This is a genomic window from Duganella violaceipulchra, assembly GCF_019166075.1.
Lineage (GTDB): Bacteria > Pseudomonadota > Gammaproteobacteria > Burkholderiales > Burkholderiaceae_D > Rugamonas > Rugamonas violaceipulchra.
The window spans coordinates 450049-466892 of the sequence record NZ_JAHTGR010000002.1; the positions used below are offsets into that span (position 1 = coordinate 450049).

Sequence of the window (16844 nt, forward strand, 5' to 3'; positions counted from 1 at the left end):
CCTCGGCAGGGGCTTTGCGGGTACACTTGCGCTGTTTCCAGAAGGCTCGCGTACCCATGATCAATGTTTTCGTTCTCCAGAATGGCCGGCTCAACCAGGTACCCATCGACAGTCGCGCAGACCTGGAACAGGTCGAGCCGGTCTGGGTCGACCTGACCGACCCGACGGACGACGAACGCGCGTGGGTCAAGACCATCTACGGCGTGACCTTGCCGGGCGAGGACGAAGTCAAGGACATCGAAGCGTCGGCCCGCTACTACGAGGCGGAAAACGGCGACCTGCACCTGCGCACCGACTTTTTGCTGGAAGAAGAGGACGGCCCGTCGCGCATCGTCACGGTGGCCTTCATCCTGGCGCGCAAGATGCTGTTCTCGGTGCACACCGACGATTTGCCGGTGTTCCGCCTGGTGCGCATGCGCGCCCGCTCGCGGCCCGGCTCGATCGCCGACTACATGGACGTGCTGCTGGACCTGTACGCGACCGACGCCGAATACTCGGCCGACGCGCTCGAAGGCATCTACCAGAACCTGGAGGAAGTCAGCGGCCGCGTGCTGCAGGAAGAGTTCACCGACCAGGACGCGGCCGCCGCGCTGAACGCCATCGCCCACGAGGAAGACTTGAACGGCCGCATCCGCCGCAACATGATGGATACGCGGCGCGCGGTCAGCTTCCTGATGCGCGGACGCTTACTTAATTCGGAACAGTTCGAGGAAGCGCGCCAGATTCTGCGCGACATCGAATCGCTGGACGGCCACACGTCCTTCCTGTTCGACAAGATCAACTTCCTGATGGACGCCACGGTCGGCTTCATCAACATCAACCAGAACAAGATCATCAAGATCTTCTCGGTGGCCAGCGTGGCCTTCCTGCCGCCGACGCTGATCGCCTCGATCTACGGCATGAACTTCAAATGGCTGCCGGAACTGGAATGGCAGCTCGGTTACCCCTTCGCCATCGCGCTGATGATCACCAGCGCCATCGCGCCGTTCTGGTACTTCCGCCGCCGCGGGTGGTTGAAGTAAGCGTCACACCGGCTGCGGGCTGAATTCCAGCGACAGGGTGCTGAAGTAGGGCGCCGTGATCCATTTTTCGTTCAACGACAGTGCGCGGTCGTACAGCGCCGCCTTGATGTCGATGCCGATCTTGCTGAAGTCGAAGGGCTGCTTGTCGCGCGCCGTGCAGGCGGAGGCGGCGCCGGCCAGGAAGGCCTCCTCGTCGAAGGCGCCCGACCACAACTGCGCCTGCAGCCCCTCGACAATCGCTTCCGCCTGCACCGCCTCGGTCTCCACGTCCTTGTTGGCGGCGTCGTGCACCGCCTCCATGACGAACTGCGCATCCGCGCCGCGCGCCAGCAGGCTGAGGAAGCCGTGCCGCAGCGGCAGAGCCGATTCCACCACGTAGTGCAACAGATCGTGCGGCAAGATGCCCTGGCGCGGCATCACCGTGTCGGTGCAGCTGCCGTTGTTGCGCACGAAGCGCAGGACGTCGTATTTGTCGGTCCTGGACCGTTTTTCAGCAATCAATTTCATAACGCGCAATATTAATCCTATGGTCACACAATTATGCGCCTTACAAGGGCCGTAAATAGTCACCAACTTTCACGACCGTAATTAATTTCGTATAAGTTTTCCCTTAGAATGGCGGCCTGTGTCACGCTCCGGTCAACCGCGCCGGTTATTCTGGCCGGAGAAAGCACAAAACAATGAGCAAAAAACGGCAATTTTTCCCCCGTCAGGTGGTCGAGGCTGGCGGCAATCGCTGGGATTGGGCCCTGCTGCCCATCGTGCTGGCGCTGTTCGTCCTGCTGGCCTACGGCAGCCAGCAAATGGTCCGCCCCTACGAGCTGGGCCAGACGCTGCCGCTGTCGCTGGACCCGAGCTACCTGCCTTACTACCTGCTGCGCACCACGCTGCGCATGTTCATCGCGCTGGGCGCGTCGGTGGTGTTCAGCTGCGTGTTCGCCGCCCTCACCACCAAATACCGGCTGGCCGAAAAAGTGCTGGTGCCGATGCTCGACATCCTGCAATCGATCCCCATCCTCGGCTTCCTGTCGATCACCGTCACCGCCTTCATCGCCTTCTTCCCCGGCAGCCTGCTGGGCGTGGAGTGCGCGGCGATCTTCGCCATCTTCACCTCGCAGGCCTGGAACATGGCGTTCTCCGCCTACCAGGGCTTCCGCACCGTGCCGGCCGAACTGTCGGAGGCGGCGCGCGTGTTCCAGCTCTCGGGCTGGCAGCGCTTCTGGCGTCTGGAGCTGCCGTTCGCCATGCCCGGCCTGCTGTGGAACATGATGATGTCGATGTCGGGCGGCTGGTTCTTCGTGGTGGCGTCGGAAGCGATTTCGGTCTCCGGCCAGGACATCAAGCTGCCCGGCATCGGCTCCTATATCGCCATGGCCATCGCCAACAGCGACATGGGCGCCATCGGCTGGGCCATCCTCACCATGCTGGTCGGGGTGCTGATGTACGACCAATTGTTCTTCCGTCCCTTGCTGGCCTGGGCCGACAAGTTCCGCTTCGAGGAAACCGGCAGCGACACCGCCCAGCAATCGTGGCTGCTCACCTGGCTGCGCCGCACCGAGCGCACGCAGGCCATGGTGGAATGGTTCGGCAACCTGCTGTCGCGCTCCATCGCCCTGTTCCGCCTGAGTCATGACGGCACCTCGATCCGCGCCCGCCGCGACCAGCCGTCGCTGGTGCCGCAGCGCGTGTGGGACGCGGTGATCGCCGCCGTGGTGTTCTACGCCTTGTGGAGCCTGGGCCACTTCATCAGCACGGAAGTCGGCTGGGCCGAAGTGGGACATGTGTTCGTGCTTGGCCTGTACACGCTGGCGCGCGTGATCCTGCTGCTGGCGCTGGCCGCGCTGGTGTGGGTGCCGGTCGGCGTCTGGATCGGCATGAACCCGCGCTGGGCTTCGCGCACGCAGGCCGTGGCGCAGTTCCTCGCGGCCTTCCCGACCAACCTGGTGTTCCCGGTGGCGGTGGTGCTGATCGTGCGCTACCACCTGAACCCGGACATCTGGCTGTCGCCGTTGATGATCCTCGGCACGCAGTGGTATTTGCTGTTCAACGTGATCGCCGGCGCCTCGACGATACCGACCGAGCTGCGTCACGCCGCCAAGAACTTCGGCCTGACCGGCTGGCTCAAATGGCGCCGCTACCTGCTGCCGGCGATTTTCCCCAGCTTCGTCACCGGCGCCATCACCGCCACCGGCGGCTCCTGGAACGCCAGCATCGTGGCGGAATATGTCAGCTGGGGCCCGACCACGCTCAAGGCGCACGGCATCGGCAGCTACATCCAGGAGATGACCACCAAAGGTGATTTCCCGCGCATCGCGCTGGGCATCGGTATCATGTGCATCTTCGTCATGGGCTTCAATCACTTCGTGTGGCGCCGCCTGTACACCATGGCCGAGAGCCGGCTGCATTTCTAGTATTGAGATCGAATTATGAGCACTCCTATCGTCGAATTGAAATCGGTCGGCAAGCATTTTCGCGGCGCCGACGGCTCCGCGCGCTCGGTGCTGGAAGGCGTGGACTTCACGCTGAACGAGGGCGAGATCGTCGCGCTGCTGGGCCAATCGGGTTCCGGCAAATCGACCATGCTGCGCATCATGGCGGGGCTGATCCAGGCCGATGCGGGCCAGGTGCTGTATCGCGGCATGCCGCTGTACGGTACGGCGCGCGGTATCCGCATGGTATTCCAGTCGTTCGCCTTGTTCCCGTGGCTGACGGTGCAGAAGAACGTCGAGCTGGGGCTGGAGGCGCAAGGCATGCCGGCCGAGGAGCGCGCGCGCCGCGCCGAAAAGGTGATTGAGCTGATCGGCCTGTCCGGCTTCGAGGGCGCGCTGCCGCGCGAGCTGTCCGGCGGCATGCGCCAGCGGGTCGGCATCGCCCGCGCGCTGGTGATGGAGCCGGAAGTGCTGTTGATGGACGAGGCGTTTTCCGCGCTGGACGTGCTGACCGGCGAGCGCCTGCGCGAAGAGATTTTGGAGCTGTGGCAGTCCGGCCAGATCCCGACCAAGGCGATCCTGGTGGTGTCGCACAACATCGAGGAAGCGGTGATGATGGCCGACCGCGTGCTGATCTTCGCCAGCGATCCTGGCCGCGTGCGCGCCGAGCTGCCGATCTCGCTGCCGCAGCCGCGCAAGGCCGAAGGGCCGGAAGTGCGCCAGCTGATCGACAAGGTGTATGAGCTGATGACCGCCGGCGCCGGCCGCCGCGGCTTGATCAGCGAGAAGGAGGTCAAGCTGCAGCTGGGCGACCGCCTGCCGCAGGCCGACATCGCGCACATGGAAGGTATCGTGGAGCTGCTGTCCGAAGAGCCGTTCTCCGGCCGCGCCGACCTGCCGCAGCTGGCCGAGGAAACCGAGCTGACCGACGCCGAGCTGCTGGAAGTGTTGAACGGCTTGATCCTGCTGGGCTTTGCCTACCTGACCAACGGCGACATCCTGCTGACCGATCTGGGGGGCCGGTACGCGGCGGCCAGCAACACGGAGCGGCAAGAGATCTTCGGCAAGCAGCTGCTCGAGCATGTGCCGCTGATCGCCTACATCTGCCACGGCCTGCAGCAGGACAAGTCGGGCGACTTGCCGGAGGATCTGTTCCTCAAGCTGCTGCGCTTCACGCTCAGCGAAGAAGAGGCGGAACGCGCGCTGCGCGTGGCCATCGAGTGGGGCCGCTACGGCGACCTGTTCGAGTACAACTTCAACACCGGCGTGATCCAGCTGTCCGAAGAGGACGAGGAAGACGAAATCTAACACCGGGGGTCAAGTCTGACATTCGGACACGGGCTCTGCCGTAACTGCGCGTTACGGCAGAGCCCGTGTCCGAATGTCAGACTTGACCCCCGCTTTGGCTCCGGATTTTTACGCCAGCTTCTTGAACACGCGGGCGGCGGCGGCGATGGTCTCGTCGATCACCGCGTCGCTGTGCTGCGCCGAGACGAAGCCCGCCTCGAACGCGGCCGGCGCGAAGTACACGCCTTCGTCCAGCATCGCGTGGAAGAACACATTGAAGCGCGCGCGGTCGCCGGCCATCATCTCGGCGTAGTTGTTCGGCGGCGTCGCGCTGAAGTACAGGCCGAACATGCCGCCCACCGCGTCGGCGCAGAACACGATGCCCGCATCCTTGGCCGCCTTGGTCAGGCCGGCCGCCAGGCGCGCGGCCGTCGCGCTCAGTTTCTCGTAGAAGCCCGGCTCCTGGATGATCTTCAGGGTGGTCATGCCCGCCGCCACCGCCACCGGATTGCCCGACAGGGTGCCGGCCTGGTACACGGCGCCCAGCGGCGCCATCTTGCTCATCAGCTCAGCGCTGCCGCCGAAGGCCGCCACCGGCAGGCCGCCGCCGATCACCTTGCCCAGCGCCGTCAGGTCCGGCTTGATGCCGTACAGCTGCTGCGCGCCGCCCAGCGCCACGCGGAAGCCGCACATCACTTCGTCGAAGATCAGTACCGCGCCGTGCTTGGTGCACAGCGCGCGCATCGACTTCAGGAACGCTTCGCTGGCCTTGATCAGGTTCATATTGCCGGCCACCGGCTCGACGATCACGCAGGCGATTTCGTCGCCGAACGAGGCGAACGCCTCTTCCAGCTGCTGCACGTTGTTATAGTCCAGCACCAGCGTGTGCTTGACGAAGTCCTCCGGCACGCCGGCCGAGGTCGGGTTGCCGAAGGTGAGCAGGCCGCTGCCCGCCTTGACCAGCAGCGAATCGGCATGGCCGTGGTAGCAGCCTTCGAACTTGATGATCTTGTCGCGGCCCGTGGCGCCGCGCGCCAGGCGCAGCGCGCTCATGGTCGCCTCGGTGCCGGACGAAACCAGGCGCACCTGCTCGATCGACGGCACCAGGCGGCAGATTTCCTCGGCCATCAGGACCTCGCCTTCGGTCGGCGCGCCGAACGACAGGCCGCGCGCGGCCGCCTCCTGCACCGCCTTCACCACCACCGGATGCGCGTGGCCGACGATGGCCGGGCCCCAGGAGCCGATGTAGTCGATGTAGCGCTTGTCGTCCGCGTCCCAGAAGTACGGGCCTTCGGCGCGGGTGATGAAGCGCGGTGTGCCGCCCACCGAGCGGAAGGCGCGCACCGGCGAGTTGACGCCGCCGGGCGTGGTTTTCTGGGCGCGTTCGAACAACTGGTCGTTTTTGGAAATCGTGGTCATGATGGCATCTTCAATATCAAGTTGGTAAAGCCTGCTGCATGTGGAAGAAACGGTTCGGTATGAACTTGCCCATGCCGTAGCGCTGGGCGTGCGCCAGCGCGCCGACGGTGTATTCCTGGGCCGCCTTCACCGCGTCCGGGACGTCGCTGCCGCGCGCCATGAAGGCGGTGATCGCCGCCGACAGCGTGCCACCGGCGCCCAGGAATGGGCCGGGCATGTGCTGCCAGGCGTCGTGGCTGATCATGCCGTCGGCGCCGAACAGGGTGTTGGCCAGCGTGTTCGGCGCGGCCGTTTCGCCCTGCTGCGCGGCGGCGTGGGTGCCGGTGACGAGCACGAATTCGCAGCCCAGGGCCAGCAAGTGCTCGACGTCGGACTCCATGGTGTCCTCGGCGCCTTCGCGCCAGGTTTCGGCCAGCCGGCCCAGCTCCACCTGCGACAGCATCAGCAGCGTGGCCTGCGGCACCAGCAACTGGCGCAAGGCGGTCAGCAGCTCCTCGACTTCGTCGGCGTCGGCCGGATCGGGCAGGCGGGAACTGAAGGGATCGAGGATCAGCGGCGCATCGGGATAGTCGGACAGGATCTCGGCGATGGCCGCGACCTGCTCGACATTATTCAACGCGCCGACCTTGAAGGCGGCCATCGTCATGTCTTCCAGGATCACGCGGGCCTGGTCGGAAACCCAGTCGGCATCGATGTCCTGCGCGTCTTCGACGCGGGCACTGTCGCCGATCAGCAACGCGGTGGTCACCGCCAGGCCGGTGCAGGAGAGGGCGGAAAATGCTGCCAGGTCGGCCTGGACACCGATCGCGCCGGCCGGATCGGCGGCGCCGAAGCTTAATATGAGAGGAGAAGTTTGGTTTTGCACGGCGGGTAGATTAAGATACCTAATTCAGCATTTTACTTGATTGAAGGGTGACAGAACGTGAGTAGCAATGAAACAACGCAGGAGTTCCAGACCTGGATGTGCCTGATCTGTGGCTGGATCTACGACGAACAAGCCGGCTTGCCGGACGAAGGCATCGCCGCCGGCACCCGCTGGGCCGACGTGCCAATGAACTGGAGCTGCCCGGAATGCGGCGCCCGCAAGGACGATTTCGAGATGGTAGCCATCTGATACCCGCGCCAGGCGCCCCCCGCCTATGCTATGGTGTAGTCACCATTCCAGCGAACCGACTATGACGACGACCACGCCGCACGCTAATGCCCTGAAAATCATGGTGATCGACGATAGCAGCACGATACGTCGTTCGGCCGAGATCTTCCTGACCCAGGCCGGCTACCAGGTAGTGCTGGCCGAGGATGGATTCGACGCGCTGGCCAAGATCAACGACCATCACCCGGCGCTGATCTTCTGCGACATCCTGATGCCGCGTCTCGATGGCTACCAGACCTGCGCGCTGATCAAAAAAAGCGCCAAATTCCACGCCACGCCGGTGCTGATGCTGTCGTCCAAGGATGGCCTGTTCGACCGCGCGCGCGGCGCCATGGTCGGCTCGGCGGCCTACCTCACCAAACCATTTACCAAAGACAGCCTGCTGGCCGCGGTGCGCGAGCACACCGGCGGCGCAGTCTCACCACAAGAATAACTAAGAGAATAACCAAGCTTCAGGGGAATACCATGGCCATACAAAGAATTCTGATCGTCGACGATTCGCCCACGGAGCGCTACTACCTGACCGACATCCTGGTCAAGAACGGTTTTTCCGTCTCCACCGCAGAAAACGGCGAGGAAGCGCTGGCCAAGATCAAGGCCGACAAGCCGCAGCTGATCCTGATGGACGTGGTCATGCCCGGCGCGAACGGCTTCCAGGTCACGCGCGCGATCGCCCGCGATCCCGACCTGCAGGACGTGCCGGTGATTATCTGCTCCAGCAAGAACCAGGAGACCGACCGTATCTGGGGCCTGCGCCAGGGCGCGCGCGACTACCTGGTGAAACCGGTCGATGCCGCCGAGCTGCTGGCCAAAATCGCCGCCCTCGGGTAAACGATGAGCAGCCAGACGCCCGATACCCCCTCCACACCGGCCGGTCCGGAACGCCGCAGCCGCCTGCGCCAGTATCAGGTGCAGCTGCTCGAGCGCATGCAGGCCGCCAAGACCGGCGTCGCCGTCGGCGGCCGCGAACTGGGTGTGCTGATAGGTGGCCGTTTTTGCCTGCTTGATCTGACGCAGATCAGCGAGATCGTTCCGCTGCAACCGGTCACGCCGGTGCCGCTGGCGCAGGACTGGTATCAGGGCCTGGCCAATATACGGGGCAACCTGACCGGCGTGGTCGACCTGGCGCGCTACCAGGGCCAGGACGCCGGCGACGCCACTGCCTCCGACTGCCGTTTGATCACATTCGCGCCCGCACTGGGCTTTAATTGCGCACTGCTGGCCGAGCGCGTGCTGGGCCTGCGCAAGCTGGCCGACATGCAGGCAGTGGAGGCGCGGGACGAGGCCGGACCCGAATGGCGCCGCCAGCATTTCACCGACGGCGAGGGCCGGCAGTGGACCCGCATCGACCTGGCGCAGCTGGTGCGCGAAGCGCGTTTTCTGCAAGTTGGTTTGTAAGGGCGGCATACTGGTGTAGGTCGCAACTAATCCGGAGAGGGTGTAATGGCTTTCAAGATGGGATTTTTCTCGCGTGGCAACCGGAGTGCCGGCCAGGATCTGGCAGCGAATTCAGAATTCGGCGAAGCGGGCGATTCGCAGTTCATGCACAGCGCCGTTCAAGCGGAGCCGGCGCCCGCCGCCGGCAGTCACGCCGACAGCGAAGACAGCGCCGCGCCGCTGCGCCTGCGCGATGCGCTGGGCCGGCGTGGCAGTGCGCCCGTCGCGGTGGTCGAAGCGGGCACCGGCTTCAAGCTGCCGCTGATCGGCCATCTGCCGGCGCAGCGCCAACTGAGCATCCTGTCGACGGCGCTGGCGGTCAGCTTGCTGCTGAGCGCCTTGTTCGTCGCCCTCAACACCATCCACGGCGCCAACCGCTCGACCCAGACCCAGGTCGCCAGCGATGCGCTGATGCACTCGCAGCGCATCGGCAAGGCGACGCCGAACGCGGTGCAGGGCAGCGCCGAAGGCTTCCGCCAGCTGGAGGAAAGCCGCAATGAACTGAACAACGACTTCCAGCTGATGACGCGCGGCGGCCGTTATCAGGGGCGCGAGATCGGCGAGCCGATTTCGTCGCTGGCGCCGGTGGTCGCCGCCGCACGCAAGCAGTGGAACCAGTCGGACAAGGCGGCCAACACCATCCTGCTGCTGAAGACCGATTTGAGCGATGTCGACAAGACGCTGCAGAAGCTCAACGCCATGTCGCCCGGCTTGCTGACCCACACCGAGGAAATCTCCGCGCTCAAGGTGCAGCGCGGCGGCTCGGCGCGCGAGATCGCGGCGCTCGGCAAGCTGACCATGCTGACCCAGCGCATGAGCCGCAGCGCCGGCGAGTTCCTCGTCGGCGGCGGCATCAAGTCGGACAGCGCGTTCCAGCTGGGGCGCGACACCACCGTGTTCCGCAACACTGTCGACGGCTTCCTCAACGGCAGCGCGCCGCTCGGACTGGCCGCCGTGCGCGAGCCGGACCTGCGCGAGAAGTTCGCCGCGCTGAAAACCGAATTCGAGGAATACCAGAAGCTGGTCACGGGCATCCTCGACAAGCTCGATAAGTTCAGCGCCGCCAAGGGCGCCGAGCAGCTGATCTTCACCGACAACGAGGCGCTGCGCCAGCGCCTGTCGGTGCTGCAGCAGGCCTACCGCCAGGACCAGGATTCGCTCGGCATGACCTTCTGGCTGATGGTGGCCGGCGGCATGCTGACGCTGGTGTCGGCGGCGGCCATCGGCCGCGTGCTGCTGGTCGATTCGTACAACCGCACCCGCGGCGCCGACCGCCGCCGCCAGGAGGCGGAATCCATGCGCCAGCAATCGCAGCGCAAGGAGGAGGAAGCCAAGGCCATGAACGATCAAAACCAGGCGGCGATTCTGCGCCTGATGAACGAACTGCAGGAAGTGGCGGACGGCGACTTGACGGTGCAGGCCACGGTGTCCGAGGACATCACCGGCGCCATCGCCGATTCGGTCAACTACACGGTGGAAGAGCTGCGCGGCCTGGTGGGCCGCGTGACCGCCACCGCCGAGCAGGTGACCAAGGCGTCCACCCACGCGCAGAGCATCTCCAGCGACCTGCTGCTGGCGTCGCAGCAGCAGTCGCGCGAGATTCAGGATGCATCGGCCACCGTCGTCAAGATGGCCAACGAGATTACCGACGTCTCGCGCTCGGCCAGCGAATCGGCCGACGTGGCGCGCCAGTCGGTGGCGGCGGCGCAGCAGGGCGCGACGGCGGTGGAAAACGCCATCAAGGGCATGCACGAGATCCGCGAGCAGATCCAGGACACTTCCAAGCGCATCAAGCGCCTGGGCGAATCGTCGCAGGAGATCGGCGAGATCACCGAACTGATTTCCGACATCACCGAACAGACCAACGTGCTGGCGCTGAACGCGGCGATCCAGGCCGCATCGGCCGGCGAGGCGGGACGCGGCTTCTCGGTGGTGGCGGAGGAGGTGCAGCGCCTGGCCGAACGCTCGGGCGAAGCGGCCAAGCAGATCGGCGCGCTGGTGCGCACCATCCAGACCGACACCCACGACGCCGTGGCGGCGATGGAGAAGTCGACCCAGGGCGTGGTCGAAGGGGCGCGCCTGTCCGACGCGGCCGGCGCGGCGCTGAACGACATTTCGCAGGTGTCGAACCGCCTGGCGGAGCTGATCTCCGGCATCTCGATGGCGACCGGCCAGCAGGCCACGTCGGCGACCGGCGTGGCGCAGAACATCCAACACATTTTGACGGTGACCGAGCAGACGCAGGACGGCACCCAACAAACCGCACAATCGATTCATAAGCTGTCAGTGCTGGCGCAGGAATTGAAAAACTCGGTGGCGCGATTCCGTATCGCGTCCTGAACCGCCCATCATTGAAAGGCCGAGGCAAGCATGACCACAACTGATTTTCCGAATCCGCCGCAACCGCAATTTGATACCGGCCCCTTGTCGTGGGTGATGGTGGAAATCCGCGAGTCGCTGGCACGCTCGAAGACCGCCCTGTTCGAGGCGGGCGGCCGGGCGCCGGAAGACCAGGCGACCCAGCTGCAGCACGCCAAATCCCATCTGCACCAGGCGCACGGCGCGCTGATGATGGTGGACGTGGACGGTGTCGGCCTGGTGACGCAGGTGGCCGAGGAGGCGCTGGACCGCTTCAAGGGCGGCGCGCTCAAATGCAGCACCGACCATGCGCAGACGCTGGCGGAGCTGTACCAGGCCCTGGTCGAGTATTTGCAGGAGCTGCTGGAAGGCGGGCCATCGCAGCCGGTCAAGCTGTTCCCGTACTATCGCGCGGTGCAGGAGATGCTGGGCACGGAGCGCATCCATCCGGCCGATTTGTTCTATCCCGACTTGTCGCGCAGCGCCGATCCGTCGGCGGCCGGCGAAGTGCCCGCCGCCGACTACACGGCCTACCGTCAGCGCTTTGAGAAATCGCTGCTGCCATACCTGAAGAGCGCCGACGCGGCGCAGCAGCAGGAGCATGCCGCCGCGCTGCTGGAGGCGGTGAAGCTGGTCGCCGCCGCACAGCAGGACGCCAAGGCGCGCACCTTCTGGCTGGCGATGCAGGCCTTTGCCGAACTGGTGGCCAACGGCGAACTGGCGGGTGGCCTGTACGTCAAGCAGCTGTTCGGCATGATCAATTTGCAGATACGCCGCCTGAGCCAGGGCACCGCCGCGCAGCCGGACGCGATGCTGCGCGACGCCTTGTTCTTCATCGCCGCCGCGGGACCTGCGTCGGCCTCGGAAACGGTGCAGCGCCTGCGCCGCGTGTTCGCGCTGGACGGCCTGGTGCCGGCCGACTACGAACGCCGCCGCTACGGCCAGATCGACCTCGAGGCGCTGGAACGCGCCAAGGCCGGGATGGCGAAAGCGAAGGCCAACTGGGACCGGCTGGCCGGGGCGGAAATCGATCCGGCGCTGGATGCCGCTTTCGGCGGCGCGCTGGGCGAGGTGGCCGAGGCTTGCGATCAGTTGGAGATGCCTGCGTTGAGCGTGCTGTTGCGGCAGCTGGCCGAGGTGGCGCACACCGCCATCTCCGCCGGCCGCAGCGAGGAGCTGGCGCTGGAGATGGCCACCGCGCTGCTGTTCGCCGAGCATGGACTGGAGCAGATCCGCCATCTGCCCGATGATTTCGCCGCGCACGCCGACACGATAGGTGCGCGTTTGCTGGCGCTGGTGTCCGGCGATACGCCGCCGGAACCCGCGCAGTGGCAGCGCGGCCTGGCGCAGCAGATGCAGCAGGACGACACCGTCGTCGCGCTGGCGATGGAGATGAAGACCGGCCTGCGGCAGGTGGAGAAGGTGCTCGATGAGTACTACATCGATCCTTCGAAGCGTCCATCACTGGTGGAGTTGGACCGGGTGCTGCACCAGTTGCAGGGCGCGCTGGCGATGCTCGACCAGGAAGGCGCGACGCAGGCGGCTCGCCATGTGAAGGCTGCCGTGCATGCGCTGGCGGCCGGCGAGGGCGATCCGTCGCTGGAGCCCAAGGCGCTGGACGATATCGCGCAGAACGTCGGCGCGCTGGGCTTCTTTGTCGATATGCTGGCGCAGAACGCGGCCGGTGCGCGCGAGCGCTTTGCGTTCGACGCGGAGCATGGCACTTTCCGTTCGGTGCCGTTCAAGAAAATGCCGGGCTCGGAGTCGATACCGGTGCTGGACCAGCAGGTGCCTGCGCCGGCGCCCGTGGCCATGCCGGTGCAAGCGCCGGCGCCAGCCAGCAGCGACGCGGCGGTGGAGGCCGAGCTGCTCGATATCTTCATCTCCGAGGCGCAGGATGTGCTGAAGTTTGTCGACGCAACGCTGGCCAAGCCGCGCGCGGAGTCGGGCAGCGAGGAGAACCTGACCATGCTGCGGCGCTCTTTCCATACGCTCAAGGGCAGCGGACGGATGGTGGGCCTGAATCAGTTTGCCGATGCGGCGCATGGCATCGAGCGGGTGATGAATATCTGGCTGGCCGAAGCGCGGCCGGCCACGGATGCCTTGTTTGAGCTGCTCAACGAGGCGGCGCGGCAGATGGGCGCCTGGGTGGCGGAGCTGGTCGCCTCCGGCGTTTCGGCGCGCAATGCGGATGCGCTGGTCGCTGCGGCGGCGCGGGTGCAGGATGGCGGTGATTTTGTGATCGATGACGCGATGGACGCGGCGGCTGCGCCGCCTCCGCTGTCGCCGGTGCCGCCGCCGGAAGTTGTGGCGGAGGAGGCGCCTGCGCTTGCCGCGGCCGAGGAAGCGCCGGTGGCGCCAGCTGCGTATGCCTCTACCGGCAACGTGATCGAATTCCCGACCATCGCGCCGGCGGTGCCGCGCGACGACAACGTCAAGCATATCGGCGAGCTGGAAATCCCTCTGCCGCTGTACAACATCTATTTGCACGAGACGGACGAACTGGTTCGCTTGCTGACGCAGGACTTTGGCGAATGGCGGCATGAGCCGCGCCGTCCGGTCAATGCGGAGGCGTTGCAGGCGTCGCACACCTTGGCCGGCACCTCTGGCACGGTGGGCTTCAAGGCCTTGCGCGAGCTGGCGCTGGCGCTGGAGTCCACGCTCCAGGCGCTGCTGCCGCCCGCGCCGCACCTGGACCAGGTGCAGCATGATTTGCTGGACTTTACGATAGAGCGCATCCGCCAGATGCTGCAAAGTTTTGCGGCGGGCGACATGCCGTCCGCACAGCCGGAGCTGGTCACAGCGCTGCACGACCTGCGCGCTGAACTGGAGGTCACGGCGCCCGCCGCCAGCAATGCGATCGAAGCGCGGCTGGATGATCTGGTCGCGGAGACGATGCACGACATCACGAGCGCGCCGTCCGCGCCGGTGGAGTCGATGATGGATAGGCTGTTCCGTGAGACGTTTGAAGCGATCAGCGGAAGCGTGCCGGAATCCGATGCCCCTGCGGCGGCGGAAGCACCGAAAAAAGTGGAAGCACGGACGGACGACAGTATCGATGACCTGTTCAACGCAGCGTTTGACGACGCCTTCGCCGAACCGCCGCTCAAGATTGCCGAGCCACTGGCCTCGGAGCCAGAGCCGCCAATCTCCGAGCCGGAGCCTGAACCGGAGCCCGAGCCCTTGCCGCCGGTGGCGGAGCTGGAACCCGAACCCGAACCCGAACCCGAACCCGAACCCGAACCCGTCCTAGCTATCGAGCCGATGCCGGTGCCGGAGTTGGAAGCCGAGATCCTCGAACTCCGTCCTGCCGAGCCGGAAATCCTGACCGCCGCGCCAGCGATCTTCAACGATGAACTGGACGTCGACCTGCTGCCGGTCTTCCTGGAGGAAGGCGCGGACCTGCTGCCGCAAGTAGGCGAAGCATTGCGCGCCTGGCAGCACAATCCCGCCGACACCGCGCACGCCCAAAGCCTGCTGCGCCTTCTGCACACCGTGAAGGGCAGCGCCCGCATGGCCGGCGCAATGCGCCTGGGTCAACACGCCCACGAAATCGAAACGCACATTGAAAACATGGTGCACGCCGGCTCCGCCACGCCGCAAGCGTTCGACGAACTGCTGGCCCACTACGACCACGCATTGCTGCTGTTTGAACAGCTCCAACACCCGGACGCCTTGCAGCAAGCCGCCTCCGGCCTGGCCGCCGATGTCGCCAACATGGAGGCCAATGAACCCGCCATCGCCGGCACCGGCAACATCACCGTGGACGCCATCGACAGCCCAGGCGCCACACCGGCCGCCCACGCGCCGGCAGACGACCTGCAATCGAGCGTCAAATCGCCACTGGTTCGTGTACGGGCCGACATCCTTGACCGGCTGGTGAACCAGGCCGGTGAAGTATCGATCTCCCGCTCCAAGCTGGAAAACGAAGTCGAAACGTTGCGCGCCTCGCTGTTCGACTTCTCCGAGAACCTGACCCGCTTGCGCCGCCAGCTGCGCGAAGTTGAAATGCAGGCCGAATCGCAGATCGCCTCCCGCATGTCGATATCGAGCGAACGCGAATTCGACCCGCTCGAATTCGACCGCTTCACGCGCCTGCAGGAACTGACCCGCATGATGGCGGAGAGCGTCAACGACGTCGCCTCCTTCCACGAAAGCCTGACCCGCAGCGTCGACAACGCCGGCGACGACCTGGTGCTGCAAGCGCGCCTCACGCGCGACCTGCAACGGGACCTGATGCGCGTGCGCATGGTGCCCTTCGCCAGCATCTCCGAACGCCTGTTCCGCGTCGCCCGCCAGAGCGCCAAGGAAGTCGACAAGCGCGTCAACCTGGATATTCGCGGCAGTGCGGTGGAAGTGGACCGCAGCGTGCTGGAACGCATGGCCGCGCCATTCGAACACCTGCTGCGCAACGCCATCGCGCACGGCGTGGAAAGCCGCGCCGCCCGTACTGAAGCCGGCAAGAGCGAAACCGGCGAACTGCTGGTGCAGGTCACGCAGCAGGGCAATGAAGTCGTTATTGAATTCACCGACGACGGCGCCGGCCTCGATCTGGAACGCATCCGCGCCAAGGCGATCAGCAACGGCCTGCTGCAAGAAGACGAAGATGTCACCGACGTTCAGATCGCCGACCTGATTTTCGAGCCAGGCTTTTCCACCGCCGAAGCGCTGACCGAGTTGTCCGGCCGGGGCGTTGGCATGGACATCGTGCAGTCCGAAGCGCAGGCGCTGGGCGGTCGTGTCGACACGTTCACGGAACGCGGCAAAGGCACGCGCTTCACCATCCATCTGCCGTTGACGCTGGCCGTCACGCAGGTCGTGCTGCTGTCTGCCGCCGGCAAGACTTACGCGCTGCCGGCCATCCTGGTCGAGCAGGTGCTGCAAATGAAGGAAGCGGCGCTGGTTGAGGCGCATCACAACGGCTACGTGCCGATTCAAGGCCAGCACGCCGTGCTGCACTACCTGCCAGCGTTGCTGGGCGATGCGGCGGCGCATCCGCCGGTGCAGCGCTCCGCGCCGGTGATGATGCTCAAGAACGGCAACGAGCGGCTGGCGGTGCGCGTCGATGAAGTGCTGGGCAACCGCGAGGTCGTCATCAAGAACATCGGCCCGCAGCTGGCGCGCATGGTCGGCATCGCCGGCGCCACGGTGCTGGGTTCGGGCGACATCGTCCTGATCCTGAATCCGGTGGCGCTGGCGCAGCACCTGGCGCACCATCCCGAGATGAAGCAGCACTACGCGCAAGCGGCCGGCGACAGCCCCGCGCCGCGCGCGGCGGGCCGCTCGATCATGGTGGTGGACGATTCGATGACGGTGCGCCGCGTGACCCAGCGCCTGCTGGAGCGCGAAGGCTACAGCGTGGTCCTGGCCAAGGACGGCGTCGACGCGCTGGAACAGCTGCAAGGCGCCACGCCGGACCTGATGCTGGTCGATATCGAGATGCCGCGCATGGACGGCTTCGACCTGACCCGCAACGTGCGCGGCGACGAGCGCACCAAGGGCATCCCCATCATCATGATCACCTCGCGCAGCGCCGACAAGCACCGCAACTACGCGCTGCAACTGGGCGTGAACGCCTACTTCGGCAAACCGTTCCAGGAGCCGGTGCTGCTCGACGCGATCGAGGGACTGTTGAAACAGTAACACCGGGGTCAAGTCTGACATTCGGACACGAGGTCAGCGATAGAGGGACTTACCGTAGAGCTTGTGTCCGAATGTCAGACCTGACCCCCATGGGAA

The 16844-nt window shown here is 65.5% G+C and carries 12 protein-coding genes; 9 read left to right on the plus strand and 3 right to left on the minus strand.

Annotated elements, in window-relative coordinates; translation table 11 throughout:
* Positions 1 to 56: 56 nt before the first annotated feature.
* Positions 57 to 1022: a magnesium/cobalt transporter CorA gene (gene corA / locus KVP70_RS04965; protein WP_217940965.1), complete on the plus strand. Its 966-nt coding sequence runs from the start codon at positions 57 to 59 to the stop codon at positions 1020 to 1022.
* A 3-nt stretch (positions 1023 to 1025) separates the two neighbouring features.
* On the opposite strand, the gene KVP70_RS04970 is transcribed toward corA, so the two are convergent.
* Positions 1026 to 1529: a hypothetical protein gene (locus tag KVP70_RS04970; RefSeq protein WP_217940966.1), complete on the minus strand. Its 504-nt coding sequence runs from the start codon at positions 1527 to 1529 to the stop codon at positions 1026 to 1028.
* A 173-nt stretch (positions 1530 to 1702) separates the two neighbouring features.
* Between KVP70_RS04970 and KVP70_RS04975 the strand changes: the two genes are divergently transcribed.
* On the plus strand, positions 1703 to 3433 hold the full coding sequence (locus tag KVP70_RS04975; RefSeq protein ID WP_217940967.1) for an ABC transporter permease: 1731 nt from the start codon (positions 1703 to 1705) through the stop codon (positions 3431 to 3433).
* A gap of 15 nt (positions 3434 to 3448) precedes the next feature.
* Positions 3449 to 4759, plus strand: coding sequence for an ABC transporter ATP-binding protein (locus KVP70_RS04980; RefSeq protein ID WP_217940968.1), 1311 nt, complete (start codon positions 3449 to 3451; stop codon positions 4757 to 4759).
* A gap of 108 nt (positions 4760 to 4867) precedes the next feature.
* Here the strand turns inward: KVP70_RS04980 and hemL are convergent, their stop codons facing one another.
* Positions 4868 to 6157 carry a glutamate-1-semialdehyde 2,1-aminomutase gene (gene hemL / locus KVP70_RS04985; RefSeq protein ID WP_217940969.1) on the minus strand — a complete coding sequence of 430 codons (1290 nt, stop codon included), beginning with the start codon at positions 6155 to 6157 and terminating at the stop codon, positions 4868 to 4870.
* A 16-nt stretch (positions 6158 to 6173) separates the two neighbouring features.
* Positions 6174 to 7022 carry a bifunctional hydroxymethylpyrimidine kinase/phosphomethylpyrimidine kinase gene (gene thiD / locus KVP70_RS04990; RefSeq protein ID WP_217940970.1) on the minus strand — a complete coding sequence of 283 codons (849 nt, stop codon included), beginning with the start codon at positions 7020 to 7022 and terminating at the stop codon, positions 6174 to 6176.
* Between the two features lie 57 nt (positions 7023 to 7079).
* Between thiD and KVP70_RS04995 the strand changes: the two genes are divergently transcribed.
* From KVP70_RS04995 to KVP70_RS05020, 6 genes are all read left to right on the plus strand, one after another.
* Positions 7080 to 7271 (plus strand): rubredoxin, encoded by a 192-nt coding sequence (locus KVP70_RS04995; RefSeq protein ID WP_301546346.1) that lies wholly within the window; start codon positions 7080 to 7082, stop codon positions 7269 to 7271.
* A 61-nt stretch (positions 7272 to 7332) separates the two neighbouring features.
* Positions 7333 to 7743, plus strand: coding sequence for a response regulator (locus KVP70_RS05000; RefSeq protein ID WP_217940971.1), 411 nt, complete (start codon positions 7333 to 7335; stop codon positions 7741 to 7743).
* A gap of 32 nt (positions 7744 to 7775) precedes the next feature.
* Complete coding sequence (locus tag KVP70_RS05005; protein ID WP_020701176.1) at positions 7776 to 8141, plus strand: response regulator transcription factor; 366 nt, start codon at positions 7776 to 7778, stop codon at positions 8139 to 8141.
* Between the two features lie 3 nt (positions 8142 to 8144).
* On the plus strand, positions 8145 to 8708 hold the full coding sequence (locus tag KVP70_RS05010; RefSeq protein ID WP_217940972.1) for a chemotaxis protein CheW: 564 nt from the start codon (positions 8145 to 8147) through the stop codon (positions 8706 to 8708).
* 45 nt (positions 8709 to 8753) lie between these two features.
* On the plus strand, positions 8754 to 11087 hold the full coding sequence (locus tag KVP70_RS05015) for a methyl-accepting chemotaxis protein (RefSeq protein WP_217940973.1): 2334 nt from the start codon (positions 8754 to 8756) through the stop codon (positions 11085 to 11087).
* 30 nt (positions 11088 to 11117) lie between these two features.
* Positions 11118 to 16748, plus strand: a complete 5631-nt coding sequence (locus KVP70_RS05020; protein WP_217940974.1) for a hybrid sensor histidine kinase/response regulator — start codon at positions 11118 to 11120, stop codon at positions 16746 to 16748.
* Positions 16749 to 16844: the final 96 nt, after the last annotated feature.

What these genes read in the sequence shown, in the direction of transcription:
- KVP70_RS04970 (WP_217940966.1), bottom strand. Translation starts at nt 1,529, where the DNA reads ATGAAATTGATTGCTGAAAAACGGTCCAGGACCGACAAATACGACGTC.
- KVP70_RS05005 (WP_020701176.1), top strand. Translation starts at nt 7,776, where the DNA reads ATGGCCATACAAAGAATTCTGATCGTCGACGATTCGCCCACGGAGCGC.
- KVP70_RS05015 (WP_217940973.1), top strand. Translation starts at nt 8,754, where the DNA reads ATGGCTTTCAAGATGGGATTTTTCTCGCGTGGCAACCGGAGTGCCGGC.
- KVP70_RS04980 (WP_217940968.1), top strand. Translation starts at nt 3,449, where the DNA reads ATGAGCACTCCTATCGTCGAATTGAAATCGGTCGGCAAGCATTTTCGC.
- hemL (WP_217940969.1), bottom strand. Translation starts at nt 6,157, where the DNA reads ATGACCACGATTTCCAAAAACGACCAGTTGTTCGAACGCGCCCAGAAA.
- KVP70_RS05020 (WP_217940974.1), top strand. Translation starts at nt 11,118, where the DNA reads ATGACCACAACTGATTTTCCGAATCCGCCGCAACCGCAATTTGATACC.
- KVP70_RS05010 (WP_217940972.1), top strand. Translation starts at nt 8,145, where the DNA reads ATGAGCAGCCAGACGCCCGATACCCCCTCCACACCGGCCGGTCCGGAA.
- KVP70_RS05000 (WP_217940971.1), top strand. Translation starts at nt 7,333, where the DNA reads ATGACGACGACCACGCCGCACGCTAATGCCCTGAAAATCATGGTGATC.
- KVP70_RS04975 (WP_217940967.1), top strand. Translation starts at nt 1,703, where the DNA reads ATGAGCAAAAAACGGCAATTTTTCCCCCGTCAGGTGGTCGAGGCTGGC.
- corA (WP_217940965.1), top strand. Translation starts at nt 57, where the DNA reads ATGATCAATGTTTTCGTTCTCCAGAATGGCCGGCTCAACCAGGTACCC.